The organism is Methylobacterium sp. CM6247, from assembly GCF_054817925.1.
The window spans coordinates 236,902-256,779 of record NZ_JBTXKX010000003.1; the positions used below are offsets into that span (position 1 = coordinate 236,902).

At 65.6% G+C, this 19,878-nt stretch carries 19 protein-coding genes; 9 read left to right on the forward strand and 10 right to left on the reverse strand.

The window, feature by feature from the left end; genetic code table 11:
* The first annotated feature begins 1 nt into the window (after position 1).
* The 6 genes from ACYQOP_RS01970 (at position 2) to ACYQOP_RS01995 (ending at position 7,539) form a co-directional block, all read left to right on the forward strand.
* Positions 2-727 (forward strand): response regulator, encoded by a 726-nt coding sequence (locus tag ACYQOP_RS01970; RefSeq protein WP_056432261.1) that lies wholly within the window; start codon positions 2-4, stop codon positions 725-727.
* A gap of 12 nt (positions 728-739) precedes the next feature.
* Positions 740-2,146, forward strand: a complete 1,407-nt coding sequence (locus ACYQOP_RS01975; RefSeq protein WP_082469920.1) for an ATP-binding protein — start codon at positions 740-742, stop codon at positions 2,144-2,146.
* 122 nt (positions 2,147-2,268) lie between these two features.
* Positions 2,269-2,460 (forward strand): hypothetical protein, encoded by a 192-nt coding sequence (locus ACYQOP_RS01980; protein ID WP_056254034.1) that lies wholly within the window; start codon positions 2,269-2,271, stop codon positions 2,458-2,460.
* A gap of 78 nt (positions 2,461-2,538) precedes the next feature.
* Positions 2,539-3,456 carry an extensin-like domain-containing protein gene (locus tag ACYQOP_RS01985; RefSeq protein ID WP_461220923.1) on the forward strand — a complete coding sequence of 306 codons (918 nt, stop codon included), beginning with the start codon at positions 2,539-2,541 and terminating at the stop codon, positions 3,454-3,456.
* Positions 3,457-3,553: 97 nt separating this feature from the next.
* Positions 3,554-4,858: a L,D-transpeptidase family protein gene (locus ACYQOP_RS01990; RefSeq protein ID WP_461220925.1), complete on the forward strand. Its 1,305-nt coding sequence runs from the start codon at positions 3,554-3,556 to the stop codon at positions 4,856-4,858.
* Between the two features lie 239 nt (positions 4,859-5,097).
* Positions 5,098-7,539 carry an EAL domain-containing protein gene (locus tag ACYQOP_RS01995; protein ID WP_461220927.1) on the forward strand — a complete coding sequence of 814 codons (2,442 nt, stop codon included), beginning with the start codon at positions 5,098-5,100 and terminating at the stop codon, positions 7,537-7,539.
* 560 nt (positions 7,540-8,099) lie between these two features.
* On the opposite strand, the gene ACYQOP_RS02000 is transcribed toward ACYQOP_RS01995, so the two are convergent.
* The 4 genes from ACYQOP_RS02000 to ACYQOP_RS02015 form a co-directional block, all read right to left on the reverse strand.
* A complete protein-coding gene (locus ACYQOP_RS02000) occupies positions 8,100-8,396 on the reverse strand; it encodes a hypothetical protein (protein WP_461220929.1) in 297 nt (98 codons plus the stop codon).
* Positions 8,397-8,667: 271 nt separating this feature from the next.
* Positions 8,668-9,408 (reverse strand): ABC transporter permease, encoded by a 741-nt coding sequence (locus tag ACYQOP_RS02005; RefSeq protein WP_461220931.1) that lies wholly within the window; start codon positions 9,406-9,408, stop codon positions 8,668-8,670.
* Positions 9,405-10,484, reverse strand: coding sequence for an ABC transporter permease (locus tag ACYQOP_RS02010; protein WP_461220933.1), 1,080 nt, complete (start codon positions 10,482-10,484; stop codon positions 9,405-9,407). The genes ACYQOP_RS02005 and ACYQOP_RS02010 overlap by 4 nt, the downstream gene beginning before the upstream one ends.
* A gap of 101 nt (positions 10,485-10,585) precedes the next feature.
* Positions 10,586-11,503, reverse strand: coding sequence for a glycine betaine ABC transporter substrate-binding protein (locus ACYQOP_RS02015; RefSeq protein ID WP_461220935.1), 918 nt, complete (start codon positions 11,501-11,503; stop codon positions 10,586-10,588).
* Between the two features lie 261 nt (positions 11,504-11,764).
* Between ACYQOP_RS02015 and ACYQOP_RS02020 the strand changes: the two genes are divergently transcribed.
* Positions 11,765-12,154, forward strand: coding sequence for a response regulator (locus ACYQOP_RS02020; protein ID WP_056432242.1), 390 nt, complete (start codon positions 11,765-11,767; stop codon positions 12,152-12,154).
* Positions 12,155-12,320: 166 nt separating this feature from the next.
* Here the strand turns inward: ACYQOP_RS02020 and ACYQOP_RS02025 are convergent, their stop codons facing one another.
* Positions 12,321-12,713: a YraN family protein gene (locus ACYQOP_RS02025; protein WP_419951927.1), complete on the reverse strand. Its 393-nt coding sequence runs from the start codon at positions 12,711-12,713 to the stop codon at positions 12,321-12,323.
* Positions 12,700-13,662, reverse strand: coding sequence for a 16S rRNA (cytidine(1402)-2'-O)-methyltransferase (gene rsmI, locus ACYQOP_RS02030; protein ID WP_056432237.1), 963 nt, complete (start codon positions 13,660-13,662; stop codon positions 12,700-12,702). Before rsmI ends, ACYQOP_RS02025 begins: the two co-directional genes overlap by 14 nt.
* A 190-nt stretch (positions 13,663-13,852) precedes the next feature.
* Here rsmI and ACYQOP_RS02035 point away from each other — a divergent pair, with 190 nt between their 5' ends.
* Entirely contained in the window at positions 13,853-15,043 is a 1,191-nt protein-coding gene (locus ACYQOP_RS02035; protein WP_461225157.1) for a penicillin-binding protein activator, read from the forward strand.
* 111 nt (positions 15,044-15,154) lie between these two features.
* Here ACYQOP_RS02035 and hemW read toward each other — a convergent pair whose 3' ends face one another.
* The 4 genes from hemW to ACYQOP_RS02055 form a co-directional block, all read right to left on the reverse strand.
* Positions 15,155-16,333 (reverse strand): radical SAM family heme chaperone HemW, encoded by a 1,179-nt coding sequence (gene hemW, locus ACYQOP_RS02040; RefSeq protein ID WP_461220938.1) that lies wholly within the window; start codon positions 16,331-16,333, stop codon positions 15,155-15,157.
* 196 nt (positions 16,334-16,529) lie between these two features.
* Positions 16,530-17,165, reverse strand: coding sequence for an RdgB/HAM1 family non-canonical purine NTP pyrophosphatase (gene rdgB / locus ACYQOP_RS02045; protein WP_056432223.1), 636 nt, complete (start codon positions 17,163-17,165; stop codon positions 16,530-16,532).
* Positions 17,162-17,875: a ribonuclease PH gene (gene rph / locus ACYQOP_RS02050; RefSeq protein ID WP_056432220.1), complete on the reverse strand. Its 714-nt coding sequence runs from the start codon at positions 17,873-17,875 to the stop codon at positions 17,162-17,164. The genes rdgB and rph overlap by 4 nt, the downstream gene beginning before the upstream one ends.
* 122 nt (positions 17,876-17,997) lie before the next feature.
* On the reverse strand, positions 17,998-18,318 hold the full coding sequence (locus ACYQOP_RS02055) for a hypothetical protein (RefSeq protein ID WP_056432217.1): 321 nt from the start codon (positions 18,316-18,318) through the stop codon (positions 17,998-18,000).
* A gap of 492 nt (positions 18,319-18,810) precedes the next feature.
* On the opposite strand from ACYQOP_RS02055, the gene ACYQOP_RS02060 reads away from it, so the two are divergent.
* A complete protein-coding gene (locus tag ACYQOP_RS02060) occupies positions 18,811-19,851 on the forward strand; it encodes a glutamine synthetase beta-grasp domain-containing protein (protein WP_461220940.1) in 1,041 nt (346 codons plus the stop codon).
* Positions 19,852-19,878: the final 27 nt, after the last annotated feature.

A 19,878-nucleotide genomic window follows, 5' to 3' on the forward strand; every position in this document is an offset into this window, starting at 1 on the left:
CATGGCATCACCGGAACTGAAGGTCCGCGCCGAGCTTCCCGACCACGCGCCGCATATCCTCGTGGTCGACGACGACCGGCGGGTACGTGAATTGCTGTCGCGCTATCTCTACGAGCAGGGCTTCCGCGTCACCTCCGCCGGAAATGTCGAGGAGGCCCGCCAGCGGGCACAGAGCTTCGTCTTCGACGCCCTCGTCCTCGATGTGATGATGCCGGGCGAGAACGGTTTCGATTACGCCCGGCAGGTGCGCGAGACCTCGCGGGTGCCGATCCTGATGCTCACGGCCCGTTCCAACCCCAACGACCGGGTGATGGGACTCGAGATCGGGGCGGACGATTACCTGCCCAAGCCCTTCGAGCCGCGCGAGCTGATCCTGCGCCTCAACAACATCATCAAGCGCCGCCCGGACGGCGCGCCGCCATCGGACCGCACCATCGCCACGGTGACGTTCGGGCCGTTCTCCTACCGGATCGACCGTGGCGAACTGCGCCGCGACGAGGAGACCATCCGCATCACCGAGCGCGAACGCGAGATCCTGACGATCCTGGCCGAGGCCAAGGGCGGCAATGTCGACCGCGACGTGCTGGCCGGGAATGGCGGCCTCGCCGCGGAGCGCACCATCGACGTGCAGATCAACCGCCTGCGCCGCAAGACCGAGGTCGATCCGGGCAATCCTCTCTTCCTCCAGACGGTCCGCGGCATCGGCTACCGCCTCGCGATCGATTAGACAGGACCCGCCATGGCCCTCGCCGGCCTGAACCTGTCGCGGATCAGAACCAGCACCGCCGCTGCCTGGCGCGCGAGACCGCATCCGCGCCGGATGTGGAAGAGGCTCGCGCGCGCCATCGGCAACGCCCTGCCGAAGGGGCTCTACGCCCGCTCGCTCATCATCATCATCGCGCCGGTGGTGCTGCTGCAATCGGTCATCGCCTACACCTTCATGGAGCGGCACTGGCAGCTCGTGACCCGCCGCCTCTCGGCCGCCGTGACGGCCGACGTGGCGGCGATGATCGACGTCTATGAGAGCTACCCCCAGGACAAGGACGCCGACACCCTCACCCGCATCGCCGGCACGCGGCTGAACCTCGACCTCGACATCCTGAAAGGGGCGAAGCTCCCCCTGCCGGGGCCGCGCCCGTTCTTCTCCATCCTCGACGAGACACTCTCCGAGGAACTCGCCAAGCAGATCGGCCGGCCGTTCTGGATCGACACGGTGGGCCGGTCCAGCCTCATCGAGATCCGCGTCGAGATCCCGGACGGGGTGCTGCGGGTGACCGCGCGGCGGAGCATGGCCTACGCCTCGAACTCGCACATTTTCCTGCTCTGGATGAGCGGTTCGTCCCTGGTCCTGCTCGGCGTGGCGATCCTGTTCCTGCGCAACCAGATCAAGCCGATCCTTCGGCTGGCCGACGTGGCGGAAAGTTTCGGCAAGGGCCGCGAGATCGAGTTCCGGCCGCGCGGCGCCCGCGAGGTGCGCCAGGCCGGCCACGCCTTCATCGAGATGAAGCGGCGCATCGAGCGGGCGATGGAACAGCGCACGACCATGCTCAACGGCGTCAGCCACGACCTTCGCACCATCATCACGCGGTTCAAGCTGTCGCTCGCCCTGGTGGAGCAGACCTCGGAGGTGGAAGACCTCCAGCGCGACGTCGACGAGATGAGCCGGATGCTGGAGGCCTACCTCGCCTTCGCGCGCGGCGATTCCGGCGAGGCCGCCGTGTCCACCGACATGCGGGCGATGCTGGACGACCTGCGCACCGACGTGGAACGCCTCGGAGCCCATGTGGCCGAGGTGGAGTTCGACGGCCGCGCCATGGTGACGCTGCGGCCGGACGCGTTCCGCCGCTGCCTGTTCAACCTCGCCGCCAACGCCGCCCGCTACGGCGAGACGGTGGCGATCCGGGGCCGCACGGAGGCACGCTCCTTCGTCGTCTCCATCGACGATGACGGCCCCGGCATCCCTCCCGAGAGCCGCGAAGAGGTGTTCAAGCCCTTCGTCCGCCTCGACGATGCGCGCCAGGATGCCGGCGGGTCGGGCCTCGGCCTCGCCATCGCCCGCGACATCGCCCGCGCCCATGGCGGCGACGTCGCCCTTCACGACAGTCCGCTGGGGGGATTGCGTGCCACCGTCCGCATCCCGGCGTGACGGTGGAGCGCCTGTGAATTTTGTTGCGTTCGGGGTGTCCCCTCGGGCGCAGTCCAATGCTATGACCGGTGCCGCTTTCAAGAGAAGGGCCGAACCCCGGTCCCGATACACGCGAGTACGCCATGAACCCGCTGGGTCCCGTCCTGATCGTCCTGCTCCTCCCGATCTCCGCCATCGGCCTCCTGCTCTACACCGATACCGGGATCGAGCCGGCGCTGTTCTCCGCCACGGTGAAGACCTTCGTCGCCCTGTTCGCCATCGCCGGGATCCTGTCCTACGGCGCGAGCCGGCTCGCCGCCCGCTCGGAAGGCTGACAACCGCGCCTCCGGATCGGCCCCATGGCGGGGCCGGTTCCCCGGTGACGCAACGGTGACGATGGGATCGAGGACGACATGAAGGCCGCCCTCGCTCGAATTCCCCTGCCCGCCCGGCCATGGACGGCAGTCGCCCTCTGCCTCGCGGCGGGCGTCGCTGCGCTCTCCCCACTGGCCCTGGCCGCCGAGGAAAAGTCGGCCCCTCCGCCCGCGTCGATGCCAGAGCCGCCGGTTCGGCCCGCCGAGCTGAAGCCCGAACCCGCGCCGACACCCGCGACGGTCCCGCCCCTGCCGGACGCTCCGACCCCGCCCGAACGCCCCGCCGAACTCACGCCCCCTGCCCCGGCCGCGCCAGAGACGGGCCCGGCCTCGGAAATGCCAGCGCCGCCACCGCGCCCGGCCGAACTCTCGACGCCGCCGGCCTCCACGCCCGCCCTGACGCTGACGGTCGCCCCCCTCGACGATACCGCCTGTCGCAAAGGCCTCGAACGGCTGGGAGCGGTCTTCGAGGCGCTGCCGCCGATCTCGAACGGCCAATGCGGCGCGGAGAAGCCGTTGAAGCTCAGCCGTCTGTCCGGCGAGGTGACGCTCACCCCGCCCGCGACCCTGGTCTGCAACACCGCCGAAGCCCTGGCGCGCTGGACGACGGAGGCCCAGGAAGCCTCGGAGCGCATCCTGAAGGCTCCGCTTCGAAGCCTCTCCATCGGCACGTCCTACGAGTGTCGCGGCCAGAACCACGATCCCGACGCCAAGCTCAGCGAGCACAGCTTTGCCAACGGCGTGGACATCATGGGCTACGGCTTCGAAGGACGGGCACCGATCCAGGTGGGCGCCGGCCTCGACGGTGCGCCGGAGGCGACGTTCCAGGCCGCGACCCGGGCCAAGGCCTGCGCCTTCTTCCGCACCGTGCTCGGGCCGGGGTCGGATGCCTCCCACGGCAACCACCTCCATCTCGACGAACGCGAGAGGAATGCGGGACATCGTCTCTGCCAATAAGACTTGGTCTCTGCCAGTAGGAGCGGTGGAACGCCGAGGGGTCGGACCGGCTTGAAGGAACGAAGCTGTCGATCCCTAGGCGAAAGTTGATCTCCCGATGCCCCATCTGCCCCTGCCGAGCGCCGTCGCGCTCATGGCTCTTGTCTGCCTCGCGGCTCCGAACGCGGCAGTGGCGAAGCCGGCGGGAAACACATCCTCGGAGGCCAGCAAGACGAGCTCCGACAAGGACGCTCCCGGCGAGGCCCTGACCGCCGAGGCGATCAACGGTGCGACCTTCACGGCGTCCGAAACACCCGAGGGCGGCGGCAAGAAGGACGGTAAGAAGGAGAGCAAGAAAGCGCGGGCGAAGGGCAAGGACAAGCGTCCTCAGCCGTTGCTGGTGAAAGTCCAGGTGCTGCTCGACCGGGCACATTTCTCCCCCGGCGCCATCGACGGGCGGGACGGCGAGAACATGCGCAACGCCCTGTCGGCCTTCGCCGTGGCCCAGGGGCTGCCTGCGAGCCAGACCCTGAACCAGGAGCTCTTCGACAAGCTGGCCGCCTCCAGCGCCGACCCGGTGGTGGCCACCTACACGATCACCGATTCCGACGCCTCGGGCCCCTTCGTGGGAAAGATCCCCGCCAAGATGGAAGAGCAGGCCGATCTCGAGGCGATGAACTACACCAATCCGCGCGAGATGCTGGCCGAGCGATTCCACATGTCGCGCGACCTCCTCAGCGCCCTGAACCCCGACGCCGCCTTCGACAAGTCCGGCACCGGCATCGTCGTGGCGGCGGTCCCTCCGCTCGAGACCGGCAAGCCGGCAAAGGACGAGGCGAAGTCCAAGAGCAAGTCCAGCGGCAAAACGGAAGACATGGCCCGCGACGCATCGGACGGCAAATCCGCGGACAAAGGCACGGACACGTCGAAGAAGGACGATGCGCCCAAGAGCGACGATACCTCCAAGAAGGATGACGCTCCGAAGAAGGATGACACCCCGAAAAAGGACATCGTGCGGGTCGAGGTCGACAAGGTCACTAGGCATGTCCGAGGCTTCGGCGAGGACGGCACCTTGCGGGCCTATTACCCCGCCTCCATCGGCAGTGCCGAGAAGCCGGCCCCCTCGGGTGAGGCCAAGGTGAAGGGCGTCGCCTTCGCGCCGGTCTACACCTACAACCCGAAATACGCCTTCAAGGGCGTGAAGACGAACAAGACCTTCTCGATCCGCCCCGGCCCGAACAACCCGGTCGGCATCGTCTGGATCGACCTGTCGATCCCGTCCTACGGCATCCACGGCACGCCAGAGCCGGAGAAGGTCGGCAAGACCGAATCCCACGGCTGCATCCGCCTCACCAACTGGGACGCCCGCGACCTCGCCACCCGCATCGAACGCGGCGCGAAGGTTGTGTTCAAGGACGAGTGAGGTGACTTGGGCGTAGGGTTGGGACGTGCGCAGTTCGAACGGACGAGGGGCAGGTTCCGACCTGAGCAGCTCCTGAGTAAGTCGGCTTTCAAGCCACCGGGCGGGATAGAGAGCACGACCGGAGGAACGAAGGTTCACTGTATAGCTCTGATTTCAATCGTATTCATCGAGAAATAGTTTAAATTTATTAAGGCTCTTGACGGCAGCGTGGTCGACATAAAACCACAGGGTATTCGTCAATGTACCGCGCCCTTCTCTGCCTAAGCGCGCAGCACGACGCCTGGGTATTGCCCCTTGCTGCTATCGTATGCTGGGTATCGAGCCATACCGCCCTGCGGCTTGCCCGCCAGTCAACTAAGAGCCGGGGTCTGGAACCTTTGGCATGGCTGTTGGCGGCGGGTTTCTCAGCTGGGGCCGGGGTCTGGAGTACGCATTTCATCGGTATGCTCGGTTATGACCCGGGACTCGTCGTCAGCTACAATACGCGCTTGACGCTGCTATCCCTGATGGCAGCCATACTGGCGTCGGTGGTCGCACTGGCGTTCGGACGTTGGGCCACCAATTCAGCCATGGCGGCGGGCGCTGGGATCGTTCTCGGGCTGGGCGTGGCGGCCATGCATTTTATCGGCATGGCGAGCATCCAGCTTCCTGGAGCTTTTGCCTGGGATCGAACGCTCGTCTTCGCCTCGGTGCTGATCGGTTGTAGCTTTTCAGCCGCCGCATTCGTCGCTTTCAGGCATCGAGGGCTGAAATACCCGAACGGTGTCGCCGCGACGCTTCTGACCGTCGCGATCGCGGGATTGCACTTCACCGCCATGGGCGCGGTGCAGATCACCCCTGACGGAGCGGAACCTGCTTCGGTGTCTGGGCTGCCACGTCTCGCCCTCGCCTCCGGCATCGCTGCGGTCATGCTTGCGATCCTGGGCTTTGCCGCGCTCGCCCTGTTCGCCGACCGCATGCGCCGCGCCAATCGCGCCTTGCGGACCAGTGAGACCGCTTTGCGGATCAGCGAAGAGCGTCTTGCGCTCGCCCTCGATAGCGGCAGCGACGGCCTTTGGGACTGGGATGTCGCGACAGGAAAGGTCTGGTTCTCAGACCGCTCGCAGACAATGCTCGGCTACGAGCCGGGCGAGATCGAGGGTCATGTGCGGTCCTTGATACGACTTACGCACCCTGACGACATCGAGCAGTCTCGAAGGCAGCTGGCCGACCACATAGAGGGGAAGACGAAGATCTACGAATGCGAGCAACGCGTCCGCAACAAAAGCGGTGCCTACACGTGGGTCCTGTCGCGCGGCAAGATCGTCGCGCGTGATGCCACGGGGGCTCCACTCCGCATCGTCGGCACACAGATCGACATCGCGGCGCGCAAACAGGCGGAGCAGCAGATCGAGTATCTGGCGTTGTATGATGCGCTCACCGGATTGCCCAACCGCACCCTATTTTGGGATCGCCTCGACCGTGAAATGGTGAGCGCGGAACGACGCGGACACTTTTTCGCTGTGCTCGCCTGCGATCTCGATCGATTCAAATCCGTGAACGACAGCATGGGACACCCGGCGGGCGACACCCTTCTGCGCAAGGTCGCTGAACGGCTTACCGCGGCGATCCGTGAGGGAGACACCGTCGCTCGGCTCGGCGGCGACGAGTTTGCGATCGTTCTCAGAGGACTCGACCATCCGCAGAATTCCAGCACTACAGCGCAGCAGGTCATCGACGCCGTGAAGCTGCCTTTCGATATCGAGGGCCGCGCAGTCAGTGTCGGGATCAGTATTGGCATCGCGCTGGGGCCGCAGGATGGCTGCAATCCGGACCAGTTGTTCAAGAATGCCGATATCGCGCTCTACCGCGCCAAGGCCGCAGGTCGGAGCACTTACCGCTACTACGAGCCCGAGATGGATGCGGCGATAGCCGAACGCAATGCGCTCGAACTAGACCTTCGCGAAGCCGTTCGGCTGGGTGAGTTCGAGTTGTACTACCAGCCGATCATCCGCCTCGAGAACGATATGTTGAGCGGCTTCGAGGCGCTCATGCGTTGGAGAAGTCCTTCGCGGGGCCTCGTCTCGCCCGGAGACTTCATTCCACTGGCCGAAGAAATCGGCTTGGTCGTCCAGCTCGGCGCCTGGGCCCTGAAGGAAGCATGCTGCGAAGCGGCGAGATGGCCCGGCGACCTCAAGGTCGCCGTAAACGCCTCAACCGTGCAATTCGCCGTACTTGGTTTGGAGCATGCTGTTGTGACGGCGCTGGCGGCGTCAGGTCTGCCGCCGCAACGTCTTGAGCTCGAAATCACCGAGAGCGTGCTGATGAGCGACACGGAAAGCGCAATCCGTTGCCTGCATCGGCTGCGTGAGCTTGGAGTACACATAGCCCTCGATGATTTCGGCACCGGCTTTTCGTCCTTGAGTTATCTGCGGCGATTCCCATTCGACAAGATCAAGATCGACCGTTCCTTCATCCACGAAATCGGCAATGCCGATACGGCCGCGATCGTGCGCGCCATCGTCGGCCTCGCTGAACGGCTGGGCGCGAGCATCACCGCCGAGGGTGTCGAGGACGAAATACAGCTTGCCCACGCACGTCGAGAGGGTTTCACAGAGGCACAAGGCTACTTGCTGAGCAAACCACTTTCAGCGCGCGATGCTCTTCAATACGCCCGTGCTTCGAAAGATCTTGTGGCGTGATACCGCGTTTTCTTGTTCCACGCCGGCTACGAAGAACTGATGTTTTCGGGCAGGCGACCTTCAGCATCAACGGCAACGTCTGCTTCGGGACGCAAGGCCAGGACCTTACCGCTACGGTCCGGCAACGGTACCGGCTTCCAACGTCAGGCGATCTGCGCCGTTGGCGTGCCGATATGGCCGAGGTAGCCAAGATAGATTGAGTGGCAATGGCATGTCTACGATTTGTGCCGCCGCTCGATATCCTCGTTCAGCATCGGACCGATAAAGTGATCTCCGAGGCGAGCGCCACTGGGGAGAGCTGTCGGGGAGCCCCGCTCCCCCTCGGGCTTCTCCTTGCCAACAACTTCGAGCGGTCCATGCAAGACGGCAATCCGTCCCGGACCCTCGCGCACGAAGGCATTGAGGCGGCCCGCGAGCGCATCGGGTCCAACCTTTGGCCCGGTGACCAATCCGGTCGGCGTGCCATCCTCGGCCGCCCTTCACTCCGTCGGCTTTATCGCGTTTCGCCCTCGGCAGCTTCGCGTCACAGTTGATGCAGGGGAACTCTCGCAACCTGAGAGCTAGGGCGGGTGTCTGCGCCAATGCGGATCATCGAGTTTTCTCCGCGCTATGTGCATCAGATCGTCCCGAACGGACTGGGTCGCGCTGAACGGGATATCGAAGTTCAGGCTATGATAAATCAGGCCGAGGACGGTGCTGTAGTCGGGATCGTCAGCGCTGCGGTCGATGAAGTTCAAGACCCATCGGTAGACGGATTCATGGTCCGACGGAGAGGAATCGTCCCCGACGACCAGCCGACCTCCGGTGATCCACTCGCTCCGCAATGCCGCGATGTCCTGTGACGTCGGGTTTGTCATACCGCCTCGTGACGTTCGAACAGGCCAGGAAACGACCGCGCCGACGGCTTGAGCTCATCATCCCCAGCCGACCACCTCATCCTGAGGTGCCGAAGTGCAGCGAAGGCCTCGAAGGAGCCTTCCAGTTCGCGTAGCGGATTCTGAAGCCCTCCTTCGAGGCCGCTACGCGGCACCTCAGGATGAGGTAAAGCATGGGAAATCAACTTAAACAGGCACCGACCCGTCGTCGATTTTAGATCGCATAAACGGTCGCCGCCTTTACGAAACCCGTTCATTGCCGCGCTCGGTCCGCCGAAACCAAACTCGCCAGCCCGAGCAGCACCGCGTCGCAGAGAAAGGCCAGGGCGGCGGTGGCGAGCGCCCCCTGCAGCATTGGCAGGACGTTCTGGTTCTGCAGCCCGGCGACGATAGGGGTGCCGAGCGTGGAGGCTCCCGCCAGGGCTCCCACCGCCGTGGTGGCGATGGCGAGGACGAGGGCCGTGCGCAGGGCATCGACGAGGCCCGGCAGCGCCAGGGGCAGTTCCACCCGGAGCAGGACCTGGATCGGCGTGAAGCCCAAGGCCTCCGCCGCCTCGCGGGCCTCGGGCGAGACCGATTCCAGCGCGCCCACCGTGCCGCGCAGGACCGGCATGATGCCGTAGGCCACGAGGGCCAATAGGGTCGGCGGCCCGCCGAAGCCGAGGATGGGCAGGGCCAGGGCCACCATCACCACCGGCGGCACCGCCTGCGCGGCGGCGGCGATGCCATCAATGCCGCCGCGCAGGGGCGCGGCGACCGCGCGCGTCACCAGGATGCCGAGACCGAGGCCGAGGGCGGCCACCAGGGCGAGCCCGAGCGCGGCGAGGCCGAGATGATGCGTCGCGAGGGCCAGCAACCGCTCGGCGCTCAGGCCCCGTCGCGGCTCCTCGCCGAGGCCAGCCACGATCCAGGCGGCCAGGGAGGGATGGCTCATCGCCGCGAAGATGGCTCCGACCAGGAAGATACCGAAGGCCGGGCGCAGGCGGTGGGTCATGCGCGCCACCTTGCTCGGCAGCGAGCCTCCATCGCGCTCAAGGCCCCTTCCGCCGCGAGCGACAGGGCGACGATGGGGATGGCGCCGAGGAGGATCAGGTCGGGCGCGAACTGGGCCATGCCGTCGAACACGATCCGCCCGAGGCCGCCTGCGCCGATGAGGGCGCCCAGTGTCGCGAGGCCGAGGCTCTGGACCGTCGCGACCCGCAAGGCTCCCACGAGCACCGGCGCGCCGAGCGGCAGCCTGACCTGCTGCAGGATCTGCCCCCTCGTCAGGCCGATGGCCTCGGCGGCATCGATGGCGGCGGGGTCGGCGGAGCGCAGGGCAGTGCCGATCCCGCGCCAGAGCGGAAGCAGCAGATAGGCGGCGATGCCGATGAGGGCGGGCCATGGCCCGAGCGCCGAGAGGCCGAGATCGCGCAGGGCCGGCACGGCGCGGACCAACCCGGAGACCAGAGCGACGAGGCCGCCGAATAAGGCGACGGCGGGAATCACCTGTATGCCGTTCACGACGAGCCCGACGATTCCCTCCCCCGAGCGCCAGAGCGACAAAAGCACCGCCGCCGGAAGCGCCAGAACGATCGCCCCGCCCGACAGGAGCAGATGCTCGGCGATGGCCTGGTGGAGCGCCTCCCGCCGCCCGGCATATTCCACGACCAGCGAGAGCCGGTCCAACCCGCCGCCGTGCCACGCCGCGATCAGGATTCCCGCGACGGCGAGGGCGGCGACCACTCCGAGCCCGCGGATCCGGGCGCGTCCGATACTGGCTCCGGCGAAGGCCAGGAGGCAGGCCGAGGCCATCCAGAACCCGGAGCCGAGGCTGGCTCTCGCCGCAGTAGGCATGGTCGCGAGGCGGCGAGTGGCCTCCGCCCCGAGGCCGAGCAGGAGGAAAGCCCAGGCCGCCGCGAAGAGGCCGACGGCGAGCAGACCGCCCATGCGTCGGGGCAGCGTCGCGAGAAGGACGAGACCGGCCAGCGACAGCAGCGAGACCAGGCCGATCGACCCATCCCCGAACCCGGACGCAACCACAGGAGCGCCGGGCAGGAGGCGATTCGGCGCGATATCGAGCAGCGCCATCCGATGGAGGAATGCGATGAGAAGGCCGGCCCCGAAAAGCCCGGCCGATGACGCATGAAAAGCCGCCCGATGGCGGTTCGAACGCGGGTCCGATTCCGCTCTCATCCGATCAGCCCGCGCTCCGTGAGGTCGTCACGTGCGACCTTTTCCGCGATCTCGCCGTCGACGGTGATCCGCGCGTTCAGCCGGCGAAGGGTCGGCGCGTCGAGACCGGCGAAAATGCGGGCCAGGGCCGGGCCGATCGCCGGAAATCGCTCCAAAGCGGCGGCGCGGATGACCGGTGCAACCTCATAGACGATCTGAGCCGCAGCGGGATCGCTCATCACCACGAGGTCCAGGGCGGAGAGGGCCCCGTCGGTGCCATAGACCATCCCGGCATTGACCCCGCTGATCCGCTGTGCCGCCGCCCGGGCCGTCACCGCCGTATCGCCGCCGGGCAGGCTGATGATGCGGTCGAGGGGCAGGCTGAAACGGTAGGCCGCCTCGAAGGACGGCAAAGCCGCCGGGCTCTCCACGAACTCGGTTGACGCGGCCAGCAAGATCAGGCCGTCATTCGCCACCTTGGCGAAATCCGCCATCGTGACCAGATGCCGCTCCCGCGCGAAAGCGCCGTTGAGGGCGATGAGCCAGGTGTTGTTGGCGGGCGCCCTGGCGAGCCAGACCAGCCCCTTTTCGGCATCGCTCCGCCGGATGGTCTCGTAGGCGTCCTGAGGGATCTTCCAGGCGTGATCGGCCTCGGTGCCGGTGAAGAACGCGCCGTTTCCGGTATATTCCGGGTAGATATCCACGTCGCCCGACAGCAGGGCGCCGCGGACGATCAGGGTCGGGCCGAGGCCGAGCTTGCGCACCACCGGGACGTTGAGATGCTCGAGCGCCAGGGCGATCATCGCCCCCGTGAGCGCTCCCTCCGTATCGCTTTTCGAGGCCACGACGAGGGGCCGCTCAGCTCGGACAGGAGATGCAGCCGCGAAGGACGCCGCGCCCAGCATTACCAGGGCGCCGCGACGATGAGTGGTCATGAGGCCGCGCCCTCGCTTGCTCCGCATGCCACAGGTATCGGCGATGTGCGTGAAAATGTATCGTCCGATAACATTAACCCGATCCTGAACCGCCGAGGCCACTTTCTGCGCCTTGACACGCCAAGCGGAACGGGCGACGGCTCGACCGTTGCCGCAGGAGCCATACGTCATTCCCGCCACCCCGACGGATGGCAAGCCTGCGAGGCTACGGATGACGGCACCGTTCCGGGCAGGAACGAATCGAAGGGAAGAATCCCCAGCGTGAGTGCTGAACAGAACGACACTCTCCTCGACGGCGCCAGGGTTCTGGTGGTGGAGGACGAAGCGGCCATCTCGATGCTGCTCGAAGACATGCTGCTCGACTTCGGGTGTACCGTAGTCGGTCCCGCTGCGCGTCTTGCGACGGCTTTGGAAATGGCTCGGAACGAGACCTTCGAAGTCGCGATCCTCGACGTCAACGTCGCCGGCGAGCCGATCTATCCGGTGGCCGAAGCGATCACCGAGCGCGACCTGCCCATCGTCTTCTCGACGGGCTACGGCGGCGCGGGGATTCGTGAGCCGTTCCGTGATCGTCTCGTGGTCCAGAAGCCATTCAGCCAGGCCGATCTGAAGCGCACCCTGATCGCTGCCCTCGCGGCAGCGAAGAAATAAGCCTCGGTCGACCTCGCTCGGGCGCTGCTCTTGGCTGATGGCCTCGTGTCAGCAGCGACCGCTCTTCCAGAGAGTACAGCGGCGCCTGCAGCCCTGCCCCATCAAGCTCGCGGGCGGGTCCGGACACGACACAACTCCGTCCTCGGATGGAGGGTTACCTCTCGGCTCAGAGTCCCTCGATTGTGAAGGCGTCAGGGAGATGGCGCGGCCAAGTCCTTGGCGCAACGAACACCGCATCCGCCCTGAACGTCATCCCCCCGTAGCGGGGATTGCGCGTGATCCAGGCACGCACGGCACGGGAAAACCGGGCGCGTTTCTTTGCATCGATAGCGACCAGGGCAGTCTCGAGATTCGCCCTCGCCTTCACCTCTACGAAAGCAACGGTGTCGCCCCGGCGTAGGACCAGGTCGATCTCGCCGCCATTCGCGCTGAAGCGGCGGGCCAGAGGGCGATAGCCCTTCATGATCATGGCGAAGAGGGCCAAGGTCTCGCCGGACTGGCCGCGCAGGTAGGTGGCGCGCCGCCGTCCTTTCGCATCGAGGAGCTTAGACGTCCGCATCGGTACGTCTGGCGAGGACGAGAGCCCGGGCATAGACGACCCGGCGGGGCTGGCCGGTGGCATCGGCCACGAGAGCAGCGGCATCCTTGATCGAGTGACGCGAAAGCGCTGCCTCGATTGCCGCATCGAGACCGGCCTCGACCTCCTCCTCCGGCGGTTCTTCTGGGTTGGTCCCGATCACCACCACCACCTCGCCCTTGGGAGCCCCCTCCTCGGTGAACGTCTCGGCCAGGGTCGCGAGGGTGCCGCGCCGGATCGTCTCGTAGAGCTTGGTGAGTTCGCGGGCGACCGCCGCGGGCCGGCTCCCTCCGAGGATCGCGGCGGCATCCACCAGCATTTCGGGCAGACGGTGGGGTGATTCGAACAGCACCAGCGTTCCGGGGATCTGCCCGAGCGCCGCTAGGCGATTGCGCCGGGCACCGGATTTCTGCGGCAGGAAGCCTTCGAAAAAAAACCGGTCGGTGGGCAGGCCCGCCGCGACGATGGCGGTCATCACCGCCGATGGACCGGGGATAGGCGTCACCGCAATACCCGCCTCGATGGCGGCCTGAACAAGCTTGAAACCCGGATCCGATACGAGCGGCGTCCCGGCATCCGAGACCAGGGCCAAGGCTTCGCCGTTCTGCATCCGTGCGATCATCCGCTCGCGGACAGCCGCGTTGGAATGCTCGTGATAGGCGACCAGCGGCGTCGTGATGCCGTAATGCATCAACAGCGTGCGGGTGACGCGGGTGTCTTCGGCGAGCACCGTATCGGCCGCCGCCAGAGTCGCGAGCGCGCGGAACGACACATCCTTGAGGTTGCCGATCGGGGTCGCCACCACGTGCAGGCCAGGGTCGAGCGGTTCCGCCTCTGCCGCGAGGCCGAAGGCGGTGAAGGTCGAGATGGGCTTGGCCGGATCGTGGACCGCCCTGGAGCGGCGCGTCCGATTGTCGATTCTCTGAGTCATGAGGCAGACATTGCCACGGGGACACGGGCCGGAGGAATGCCTGCACCGGGGGTGTCGCGACATTTACTTTTGTCGTTCAGGCTTTAACCGTGCGCGCATCGGGCGTGAGATGCGGATTGGCGACGAGGAGTCCCGTGCAATGGAGAAAAGCCTTGCAAGGGGCCACCGTCCGGCAATGCCCGTTTGGGCGATGGCGGTGGCGATTCTCCTGCTCGCCGGGGGGCTCAGCGGCTGCATCGGCGGCCCCGATGGTGGCCCACGCGCTACGAAAGCCTCTCCTAACCCGGATATTGCCGCCGCTGGCGATCCGCAGGCGCCGTCACCGGGCGCGATGAAGATCGGCACGGGTTCGGTCAAGATCGCCCTCATCCTGCCCCTGTCCGGTCCCGGTGCGACCGTCGGAACGGCCCTCCGCAATGCGGCGGAACTCGCGGTCGAGGATTTCCAAAAGCCCGACCTGCAGATTTTGGTGAAGGACGATCGCGGATCGCCCGATGGCGCACGCGAGGCGGCCCAGGCCGCCCTATCCGAGGGCGCCGAACTGGTGCTCGGCCCCCTGTTCGCGGCCAATGTCCAGGCGGCTGCCGGCGTCACGCGCGCGGCGGGCAAGCCGATCATCGCCTTTTCCACCGATGCGAGCGTCGCGGCACGCAGTGTCTATCTCCTCAGTTTCCTGCCGCAGACCGAGGTGGACCGGGTAGTCGACGAGGCGGTGGCGGCCGGGCGACGCTCCTTCGCCGCGCTGATTCCCGAGAGCAGCTACGGCAATGCCGTGGAGGCACAATTCCGTGAGGCGGTGGCCAGAAAGGGTGCTCGGCTGGTGGGGATCGAGCGCTATGCGCCCGGCGCGCCAGCCCCCGCTATCTCTCGCCTTGCGGGCCTCATCAATGGTCCTGGCGCCCAGGCTGACGCCCTGTTCCTGCCGGAAAGCCCGGAAGGCTTGGCCATCGTCGCACCGGCCCTCGCCAAGGCGGGATTTTCTCCCGGCCGAGTGAAGCCCATCGGCACGGCGGTGTGGAACGACCCGCGCCTTTTCGCCCTGCCCGCCCTGCAGGGCGGCTGGTTCGCAGCGGCCGATTCGAAGGGATTCAGCGATTTCTCACAGCGCTATCAGGCGCGGTTCGGCTCTGCACCTCCGCGTGTGGCGACGCTGGCCTACGACGCTGTCTCGCTCATGGCAGCGCTGTCGCGGCAATATGGATCTCAGCGCTTCGCCGACGCGACGCTGACGACGCAGGCCGGCTTCTCGGGGATCGACGGCACCTTCCGCTTCCGGCCGGAGGGGGTAAGCGATAGAGCTCTAGCCATCTACGAAATCCGCAGCGGCGCACCGGCTATCGTGAGCCCGGCCCCGCGCACGCTCGGCCCCTCTGGCACCTGATCCGGCTTGCGCGTCAGGTATGGTCGAGAAAGGCTGCGCAGAAGGTAGCCCTGGCCGGCGATGCACCCTGGTCGATGTGATAGATCATGAGCAAGCGGACGGGGGCCAGCATCAGGCAGCGAGTTCCGCCACCACGGCGTTGAGAACCGGCGCACCGCGCGGGGTCGCGGCGATGCGGCCTCCGTCCAGGCGGGCGACGAGCCCGTCGCCGATCAGAGCCTCGACACGCGCCGCATCGATGGGACGGCCTTTCAGCATCGCGTAACGGTCGGGGTCGACGCCCTCCTTGAGGCGCAGACCCATCATAAGGAACTCATCGCCCTGGTCGGCACATGAGAGTGCTTCGGTCTCGATGATGCCATGACCGTTGCGCTCGACCTGAGCAAGCCACGCCTCCGGCGCCCGCTCAGTGACGGTGCCCATCCGCCCTTCTTCCGTCACAAGCCGGCCATGCGCGCCTGGACCGATGCCGGCATACTCGCCGTAGCGCCAGTACAGGAGGTTATGACGCGATTGCGCGCCGGGGCGAGCGTGATTGGAAATCTCGTAGGATGGGAGGCCCGCGGCGTCGCATACCTCTTGCGTCACATCATAGAGTGCCCTCGCCATGTCGTTGTCCGGTGGGACAAGCTTGCCGGCCGCATGCAGGCCGAAGAACGGCGTGCCGGGCTCAATGGTGAGTTGGTAGAGGGACAGGTGCTCCGCCGCCCGCGCGATGGCCTCCTTCAACTCGGCCCGCCACGCCGACGCGCTCTGGTTCGGCCGCGCATAGATGAGATCGAAGGAGTAGCGTTCGAAGTGGGCAGCCGCCGTCTGCACCGCCGACATTGCCTCCGCGGCCGTATGGAGGCGCCCCAGCGCTTTCAGGGAGATGTCGTCCATGGCTTGGACACCGAGCGAGACACGGTTCACCCCCGCGGCCCGATAGCCGCGAAAGCGACCGGCCTCGACGCTCGTGGGATTGGCCTCCAGCGTGACCTCGATATCGGGGGCCGCCCCCCAGGCATCGTCAATGGCCTCGAGAAGCCCCGCCACGGTTGACGGCTGCATGAGGGACGGCGTGCCGCCGCCGAGGAAGATGCTGGAAACCGTGCGGCCCGGAACGCGCGCCGCGACATGGGCGATCTCGGTCCGGAATGCCGCCAGGAAACGTCCTTCATCCACCGGGGCATGGCGGACATGGCTATTGAAGTCGCAATAGGGGCATTTCGAAGCGCAGAAAGGCCAATGGACATAGATTCCGAACCCGGCGTCGCGGGTCGGGTGGTCCGGTCCTGAAGAGTCGGTCATTCAACGGATGTGCGCGCGGATAACAGTTTTGGCAATGGTCCCGGAGACATCCCGCGCTCAGCCTACGCCCCCTTCTTGGATTCATCCGTCACAAGAAGGTCTCGGTGAGAGACCGTTGCGGCCGTCGATGAATCCACCTGCTCCCGTCGGCACGACTGAGATCAGGGTCATCCAATCTCAATCTAGACGAGACCGGTCAGACCGGACGCTGCAGGCAACTTTGGGCCAACAGCACGAAGGCCCGTGCCCGGTGCGACAGCGCATTTCCGCTCTGCCAATCGACACCGTGCTTCTCCTCTGAAGAAATCTCACCGAAGGTTCGGTCGTAGCCGTCGGGCAGGAACATCGGGTCGTAGCCAAAGCCTTGTGAGCCGCGCGGCTCCACGAGATCGCCGAAGACGCGACCTTCGAACGTTTCGGTGTGGCCATCGGGCCAAGCGATGACGAGGGCCGAAACAAAATGAGCCCGGCGGGTCGTGGCTCCGCGCTTATCGAGTTCGGCCGCGATGCGAGCCATCGCACTGGAAAAGTCTTTGCTCGACCCGGCCCAGCGGGCGGAGAACAGTCCGGGTGCGCCATCGAGAGCGTTGACGCAAAGTCCGGAATCGTCAGCGAAGGCGGGCAGGCCCGAAGCCTGCGCCGCAGCGATAGCTTTGATCGCTGCGTTCTCTGCAAACATCGTCCCGGTCTCCTCGGGCTCCGGCAAGCCGAGTTCGCCGGCAGAGACGGCCTCGACACCGAAGGGCATCAGAAGCTCGCGCATCTCTACGAGCTTGCCGGCATTATGAGTGGCGATAACAACTCGCCCGGTGAGAATGCGCGGCGCGCTCATGCGATCGCCTGCTTCTGAAGGGCGACGAGTTGCTCGACGCCGCCGCGGGCTAGGCGCAGCAACTCGATGAGTTCGGCTTCCGAGAAGGGCTTTCCCTCGGCGGTGCCCTGCACCTCCACGAGGCCGCCGGAGCCGGTCATGACGAAGTTCGCATCGGTCTCGGCGGCCGAATCCTCGGCGTATTCGAGATCCAGCACGGGGGTGCCTTTGTAGATGCCGCAGGAAATGGCGGCGACATGCTCACGTAGGGGATCGACGGAAATGATGGAGCGCCCGCGCATCCAGGTGAAACAATCATGCAGGGCGATCCAAGCGCCCGTGATCGCGGCAGTGCGAGTGCCGCCATCCGCTTGAATCACATCGCAATCCACGGTGATCTGGCGCTCGCCGATGGCGGGAAGATTGGTGACGGCGCGGAGCGAGCGGCCAATCAGCCGTTGGATCTCCTGCGTCCGTCCGGAGGGCTTGCCGGAATTTACCTCGCGGCGGGTGCGTTCATGGGTAGCGCGGGGGAGCATGGAGTACTCGGCGGTGACCCAGCCCTTTCCCGAGCCGCGCAGCCATGGCGGACCGCGCTCTTCGAGGGAGGCGGTGCAAAGAACTTTCGTTTGACCGAACGTCACGAGGCACGAACCCTCGGCATAACGGGCGACGGAGCGCTCCAGAGTCACGTTGCGCAATTCGTCGTTCGCGCGCTTCGAGGGCCGCATGGGCACTCTCCTTGGTCGGGTTCCGGGATGGTCGTCCGGGCTCTTAGGCCGCGGTCCGGCTACCGGCAAGCGCAGCGAGGTAAGGTAGGGGCGCGCCTCGCGGCGCGCCCCAAACTCGGGCCTCAGTAGCGATAGAAGCGGCGATGATGATGACCGAAATGGCGGCGGTGATGGTGATGACCGAAGCGACGACCGTAATGATGGCCGAAATGACGACCGCGATGATGGCCGAAATGGCGGCGATGATGCCGGCCGTGGTGGCGCCAGTGTCCGCCGCCGTATTGAACCTCGGTGGCGGCCGCGTTCGCCGCGCCGGCGACTTCGCTGGATACCGCCATCGGCGCGGCTTCAGCGCCACGGGGCGTTCCCAGGATCATCGCGCCCACCAGGGCGACCACGATGGCGAAGGTCTTCGCCATGGCGGACAGGGTTGGGTTCTTCATCAGGACGGGCTCCGTTTGAAAGATGTTTGTTTCGTCGACCGCTGGGTGCGGATGCGGTGCAACGCATGTTCGACGGAAAACGACGCACGACCTGGGGAGATTATATATTTTTTGTTTCGGGATTAAGCAGAGGCCGATCAGAATAAGGCTTTTATTCCTTTAAACTCGTCGAGCCTCCATCCTCGCTCGACAGAATGCGCCGAAATGAGCGAGCGGTGATCGTCTGTAGACGCCCGTTAGAATCATGACCCGAACTCGTTTTTCTCCCACTTGGGTGATTCAGGTTGGCAGGTAGCCGGCATGTTCCAGACCGTCGTCCCTGCCATGTCACTATCTCTCATCGGCCACGCTCTCCGCGGAACGCACAGCCATCAACCGTCCGTGCAAGTCATTGGCATGAGATATGCTAACGGCGAATCCGGCTACGAACGGCCGCGAACGATGTGAGGGGAAACCCGGCTGTCGGATCGCTTGAGGTACGAGAGGCTCGAAATGACGAAATATAAGCTCGAGTATCTATGGCTCGATGGATACACGCCGGTGCCGAACCTGCGTGGCAAGACCCAGATCAAGGAATTCGATGGCTTCCCGACCCTTGAGCAGCTTCCGCTGTGGGGCTTCGATGGCAGCTCGACGATGCAGGCCGAGGGCGGCAGCTCCGACTGTATGCTGAAGCCTGTGCGCCACTTCCCCGATAGCACTCGCAAGAATGGCGTCCTCGTTCTCTGTGAAGTGATGATGCCGGACGGAGTCACCCCGCACGTCTCGAACAAGCGCGCAACCATCCTCGATGATGACGGCGCCTGGTTCGGCTTCGAGCAAGAGTATTTCTTCTACAAGGACGGACGCCCCCTCGGCTTCCCCGCCAGCGGCTACCCTGCCCCGCAGGGTCCCTATTATTGTGGCGTCGGCTATAAGGAAGTCGGCAGCATCGCTCGCAAGATCGTCGAGGAACATCTCGACCTGTGCCTCGATGCCGGTATCAACCACGAAGGCATCAACGCCGAGGTGGCCAAGGGCCAATGGGAATTCCAGATCTTCGGCAAGGGCTCCAAGAAAGCCGCCGACGAGATGTGGGTCGCTCGCTACCTTCTCCAGCGCCTGTGCGAGACCTACGAGATCGATGTCGAGTACCATTGCAAGCCGCTCGGTGCGACGGATTGGAACGGCTCCGGCATGCACGCGAACTTCTCGACGGAGCACCTGCGCACGGTGGGCGGCAAGGCCTATTTCGAAGCGCTCATGGCAGCGTTCAAGGAAAACCTGGACGACCACATCGCGGTCTACGGGCCTGACAACCACATGCGGTTGACCGGCAAGCACGAGACCGCTGCGATCAACGAGTTCAGCTATGGCGTCGCCGATCGTGGTGCCTCGATTCGGGTGCCCCACAGCTTCGTCAACAATGAGTACAAGGGCTACTTGGAAGACCGCCGTCCCAACAGCCAGGGGGACCCCTACCAGATCGCCTCGCAGATCCTGAAGACGATCGCGACGGTTTCCACCGCCGACGAGGCGAAAGCCGCCGCCTAAATATAAGGCACATAAGCAAGGATTTTG